The organism is Flavihumibacter sp. ZG627 (assembly GCF_000814325.1).
Classification (GTDB): domain Bacteria; phylum Bacteroidota; class Bacteroidia; order Chitinophagales; family Chitinophagaceae; genus Flavihumibacter.
In genome coordinates this window covers 1-5,717 of the sequence record NZ_JPHF01000022.1, presented here as the reverse complement: position 1 = coordinate 5,717, position 5,717 = coordinate 1, and the positions used below count along the sequence as shown (strand labels likewise).

Genomic DNA, 5,717 nt, shown 5'->3' with positions numbered 1-5,717 from the left:
CTTTCTTTGATGGTGTTGTCGGAGATATTTTCCAGTTCGCTTTTGTCGTAGATGGAGAGCAGGTAAACGGTGCTACCGGAAATCTTTACGTGTGTGATGACGCGAGCGCCGCCGGATTTTCCTTTTCCTTTGGAGGTGATGGCGAGGCGTATTTTGTAGCAGCTGTTGCCAAGGTCAGTGCCGGTGGTAGGTTCCAGTTCCAGTTGTTCAATTAAGACCGCCAGATCATTTTTTAAGGAGCGGTGTTTTTTAGCCAGGGCTTTGAGTTCCCGTTCGAAGAAGGCAGTAACCTGTACATTATAACTCATTTAGAAGCGCTTTGGCGGACTTCAATTTTATTTTCCCCTGCTTGTGCTGGTTGACCTGTTGCACGGCTTCTTCCAGGCCGGCCAGCCATTTTTTTTCTTTGCTGCTGAGTTGAGCTGGTTCCAGGACTTCTACATAGTCAAAGGCTTTGAGGAGCTCTTTAATAAAGGCCAGCTTGTTTTTCTTTTTGATATGTACGACCAGTTGTTCCATGGTATAAAGATCAATATTATTTAATGGCCAGTTTTTGCTGGAGTTCATTGGTGATCAGAAAAGATTCCAGGAACTCTTTGACCAGGCGTTTTTTCTCTTGGGGTAGATGCTCTGCCCGTTTGAACTGGGAGAGTAATTCTTTATCGGCAATTTGTGTATCGGCCAGATCATTAAGGGATCCGCTCATTAAAAAATCTACGGTGGTACCCAGGGCATTGGCCAGTTTGGTCAATACGTCGGAAGTGGGCCTGTTCTCTCCGCGTTCATAGCGGGAGATATTGGTCACATGGACACTGATGGTTTTGGCGAGGTCACTTTGTGAGAGGCCTTTTTTGGTTCTTGCCTGCTTAAGTCGGTCTTTAAACTCCATGATAATGGCTTTAATGCTGTAGGTATAGGGCAAATTTAGCACTCTTGGTTAGTGAAATCAACAATTTGTAGGCAAAGGTGTGGATAAATGGGGGCGTATGCTTCTTTTGGTAATAGAAAGTTTGCTATTTTTGTAGGCAAGTTTGCTTATAGACAAAAAAATATCCACATGGAGCTAAAGGAGATCAAAACAGGGTTGAGCATTATGGCGGTGCTGCAGCACTACGACTTGCACCCTGATAAGAATAGACGCCTGCACTGTCCGTTCCATCCGGACAAAACACCCAGCCTGCAGGTTTATCCGGCCACCAACACCTACTGTTGTTTTAGCAGTAACTGCCAGGCCGGTACCGGTGATGCGATCCAGTTTATCCAGCTGAAAGAAAATTGCAGCAAGCACGAAGCCCTGGTAAAAGCAACGGCGATTCTGGGAGATCCTTCGCCGACACCAACCCCCAAACTGGTGATCGATGCAGAAATCCTGCCCACGCAAGCTGTGCTGGCCAAAGTGTTCAGTTATTACAAAAGAGGCTTGCCCATTACTAAAAAAGCAGTGGAGTATCTGCAGAGTCGGAGCCTGGATTACAACAAAGTGGAGATGGCCTATAACAGTGGTGGGCTGCATGTGGAAAGTAAACACCACCACCTGGTGGAGAGTATGATCAAGGCTGGTCTGCTGAAAGCAAGGCCGGCTGGTGGTTACAACGTATGGGCGAAAGACTGCATCCTGTTCCCATTAAAGAATGCAGACAATAAAATCATCAGCATCTATGGCAGAAGTATTTTGAATAAAGAAGACAGCCGGCATTTTTATTTGCCGAATAGAACAGGTTTATATCCTGGCTATCCAGCATCCACCACCACCAAATTAATTGTCACGGAAAGCATCATTGATGCTGCGAGTTTATTACAACAACAAGCCATCACCGAAGCGTATAGCATCCTGGCATTGTATGGCACCAATGGCCTGACGGAGGAGCACAGCCAAGCCATTGTAAGCCTCCCCAACTTGCGCGAAATCATCCTGTTGCTGAACGCTGATGAAGCTGGTAAAGCCGCTACGCAGAAGCATTACAGCACCTTGCAACAACTGCTCCCGGGTATTACCATCACCCAGGTTAGATTACCCGATGGTGAAGATGTCAACAGTGTCCTGCAGGCCCATGATGATCCAAAAATATTACTCGACCTGATTGAACAGCGAATTAGTTTTTCTTTTTCAACTGAACATAAACCCCAGCAAATCCCACCACCACCTGCACTACCCAAAGACAACAAACTGATCACGGCTAATCCGGAACTGCTGATCTATGACAACTGTGAATTAAGAATAGAAGTACTCGGCGGTATAAAAATCACGGGCCTGGACCGGTTAAAAGTCACCCTCAAAGTGCAACACAAAGAGCGGCTCACTCAACCGGTGTGGCATAGCCTGGATCTGTACAACCATGGGCAACGGGAACAGGCGATTAATACGATTACTGAGGTGCTGGAGACGGCCACCAGTGCAACGTCTACTACACTGGCGGAGCTCACTACCCAACTGGAAAACTACCGGCTGCAGCGCATTGAATCGCTGCAGAAAAAGCCAGACACCGTAAAAGAACTGACACACGCTGAGAGACAGGCCGCCATTACAGAACTGCAAAAACCAAACTTGTTACAACGCACGAGCCAGCTGATCTCATTAAGTGGCATTGTTGGAGAAACGTCCAATGCCCTGGTGGCCTACCTGGTGTATTGCACCAGAAAACAACAGATCCCTTTACACGTGATGTTCCTGGGCGCCAGCGGCAGCGGTAAGACGTACCTTCAGGAAAAGATATCGGAACTGATCCCGGAAGAAGACAAGATCGAGATCACGCAGATTACTGAAAACGCGCTGTATTATTTTAAGCAGGAGGAGCTCAAACACAAGCTGCTGCTGATTGAGGACCTCGATGGGGCCATGACCGTGTTTTATCCGCTTCGCGAACTGCAGACCAAAAGAAAGATCAGTAAAACCGTTACGCTAAAAGACAACAAGGGCAATTTAAAAACCATTACGCTGACCGTAGAAGGTCCGGTATCGGTGAGTGGTTGCACCACCAAAGAAAAGATCTATGAAGACAATGCCAACCGCTGTATCCTGCTCTATACCGATATGAGTAAAGACCAGGACAAAAAAATCAATGCTTACCAGACCAGTCTTGCCTGTGGTGAGATCAACCGCGAAAGAGAACAACAGTACAAAGAACTGTTCCAGAATATGCAACGGGTCTTACGGCCCATCCAGATCATTAACCCGTATGCCAAATGGATCCAGCTGCCGGAGCAAGTGTTTAAGCCAAGAAGAACGATGACGCTACTGCTGGGCTTTATAGAGGCCGTGACGTTTTACCACCAGTACCAACGCGACATAAAGAAAGACGGGGGTGGCCAGCATTACATTGAAACCACCATTACCGATATCGAACAAGCTTTTTCACTTTTAAAAGATGTACTCTTCAGTAAGAGCGATGAACTCAGCCAAGCGACCCGCAGTTTTTTTGAGTCCCTGAAATCGCATGTTCACCAACAGGGCTTAGCCAGTTTTAAGGCCCAGGATATCCGCCGGGCCTTCAGGCTTGAGCCCAGGTCAATACAACGCTACATGCGAGAGCTTGCACAGTATGGCTATGTAAAACGTATTTACGGTGGCAAAGGCCGCGCTGGCTTTGAGTACAGCATTACTTCAACAGAGGAATACAGCCAGCTGAAAACGGCTATCGACAGCCATATTGCGGCTGTGCTGCAAAGGATCCGCACGAGTTAAATGCGACAATGCGACAGTAATGCGACAGTGGCATTGGTGTCGCATTTATAACCAGTCTGGTAGCGGATTTAGGGTAATGCGACAATTGCGACACGGGAAAAGACTATTAAGAAAATATTTTTCTTTCACTCCCAATCAAATTTTATGGCACAAATAACTACACTGCCCGGCAGTGGGTGGATCCTATTGCAACAGGGTTTTACAGAATGGCTGCAGTTACTGAACTACTCACCCTTAAGCATCCCGGGAATGCACCAGGCGCTGCAAGAGTTCATTAAATACCTGCTCGCGGAAAATAAAACCACGCTGGCCCAACTCGAGGCCACTGATGCAACAGCCTACATTGCGCAGCTGCGACAGGCGACCGGAAAACGTACTGGACGGCCACTAAGCGGGTCGCACATTAATAAGCACATACAGGTGTTAAAACTGTTCAGTAAGTATTTACGGGAGACTGGCAAATCCACTGTTGGCTTTGCACTGCAGCGTGTGGAAGAAACCAGATCCAAGCCACAGTACTTAACGAAAACAGAAATCAATGCCCTCTATGATGCTGTATCCAACAGTGTTTTAGGCATCCGGGACCAGGCGATGCTGGCGGTGTTTTACGGCTGTGGCTTACGGCTCAATGAAGGCGCCAGCCTGGAACTCAAAGATATTATCACTGATAGAAAAATCCTGCATGTGCGAAAAGGAAAACACTACAAAGAAAGGCTGGTACCAATGGCTGAAAAATCTTACCAGGCGATTATTTTTTACATCAATTACGCCCGGCCACAGCTTCTGCAGGCTGGGCCCACTGAAAGGGTTTTTATCGATGCCAATCGTGGCCGGCCGATGCAGAAGCAAAGTCTGTACATCAGGATCAAAGCCCTGGTGAAACGCGCCAAAATAAAAAAGAAGGTAGGCGCGCACAGTCTGCGCCATTCCATTGCCACCCACTTACTGCAAAGTGGCATGAAACTCGAACGCATCCAGCAGTTCCTGGGCCACAGCAGCCTGGACAGTACGCAGATTTATACCCATTTAAAAAACGAGCAGCCATGAACTATACAGACTACTTGGCATCCAAAAAACTTAGTCCTTCCACCATCCATACCTACAGCAAATACAGCCAGAAATTTATCACCTGGTTAGCGGCAGACAACCTGGCCCTGCAAACCTTTACCTATACTGACCTGCTGGCCTATATGCAATACTGCAGTGAACAGGGTATCACCAAACGCAGTGTGCATGGCATCTTGAATGTAATCCGCCATTACTGCAATTACCTGATCAGTGAAGGAAGGCGAACTGACAACCCTGCCGCTGGCGTGTTCATCAAAGGACTGGTCAGAAAAATACCGGTGAATATTTTATCCCTCGAAACCCTGGAACAACTCTATCAGCAGTACAGCATCCAACTCAGTGTGGACGCCAGTAAAAAGATCATGCTGGGACTGCTGATTTATCAAGCTCTCACCGTTGATGAAATCATCCGACTGCAAAAGCAACACCTCAAAATCAACGAAGGCAAAATCCTGGTCAAAGGAACCAAGAGAACGGGCGAGCGCTGGTTGAGCTTGCAAGCTGTTCAGATACCGGCATTACAGACTTATCTGGCGGCCAATAAGTTCAAGGAAGGCCCGTTGTTCGCAGAAAAAAAGAAGCCCGCTATCAGCCCGCAAAACATCTCTAATCAGGTGCAGTGGATGTTCAAGCAGTTGCGACAGTTACAACCTGGTGTTATTAATGCGCAGCAGATCAGGAGCAGTGTACTCACGCACTGGTTAAAGAAAAACTCGTTACGTGAAGTGCAGTACATGGCTGGCCACAAATATGTGAGTTCAACAGAGCGTTACCAGGTCAATAATTTAGATGACCTGCAAAATGAATTACAACAACATCATCCCATGAAATAATCGATTGCTTGTTTTTCTTTGCGCTTCGGTTTAGTCTATAAGAATCCGGTAAAAAAGTGTGCCGTTAAGTCCGGTTCGGCAAGTGCCCCGCCAAACCAAAGCAGTAGCTGCCGAAGTTTATCTATGCAAAGAAA

At 47.1% G+C, this 5,717-nt stretch carries 6 protein-coding genes; 3 read left to right on the top strand and 3 right to left on the bottom strand.

Annotated elements, in window-relative coordinates:
- The 3 genes from HY58_RS18295 to HY58_RS18285 form a co-directional block, all read right to left on the bottom strand.
- The coding region (locus HY58_RS18295; protein ID WP_039135580.1) for a type II toxin-antitoxin system RelE/ParE family toxin at positions 1-308 on the bottom strand (308 nt) is incomplete at its 3' end.
- Positions 298-519 carry a hypothetical protein gene (locus HY58_RS18290; protein ID WP_039135587.1) on the bottom strand — a complete coding sequence of 74 codons (222 nt, stop codon included), beginning with the start codon at positions 517-519 and terminating at the stop codon, positions 298-300. The genes HY58_RS18290 and HY58_RS18295, both read right to left, overlap by 11 nt.
- 16 nt (positions 520-535) lie before the next feature.
- A complete protein-coding gene (locus HY58_RS18285; RefSeq protein WP_039135585.1) occupies positions 536-889 on the bottom strand; it encodes a helix-turn-helix domain-containing protein in 354 nt (117 codons plus the stop codon).
- 168 nt (positions 890-1,057) lie between these two features.
- Here HY58_RS18285 and HY58_RS19365 point away from each other — a divergent pair, with 168 nt between their 5' ends.
- The 3 genes from HY58_RS19365 to HY58_RS18270 all read left to right on the top strand — a co-directional run bounded on the left by HY58_RS19365 (position 1,058) and on the right by HY58_RS18270 (position 5,583).
- Positions 1,058-3,682 (top strand): CHC2 zinc finger domain-containing protein, encoded by a 2,625-nt coding sequence (locus HY58_RS19365; RefSeq protein WP_172644686.1) that lies wholly within the window; start codon positions 1,058-1,060, stop codon positions 3,680-3,682.
- A 144-nt stretch (positions 3,683-3,826) separates the two neighbouring features.
- Positions 3,827-4,729, top strand: coding sequence for a tyrosine-type recombinase/integrase (locus HY58_RS18275; protein WP_039135578.1), 903 nt, complete (start codon positions 3,827-3,829; stop codon positions 4,727-4,729).
- Entirely contained in the window at positions 4,726-5,583 is an 858-nt protein-coding gene (locus tag HY58_RS18270; protein ID WP_039135575.1) for a tyrosine-type recombinase/integrase, read from the top strand. Before HY58_RS18275 ends, HY58_RS18270 begins: the two co-directional genes overlap by 4 nt.
- Positions 5,584-5,717 lie beyond the last annotated feature (134 nt).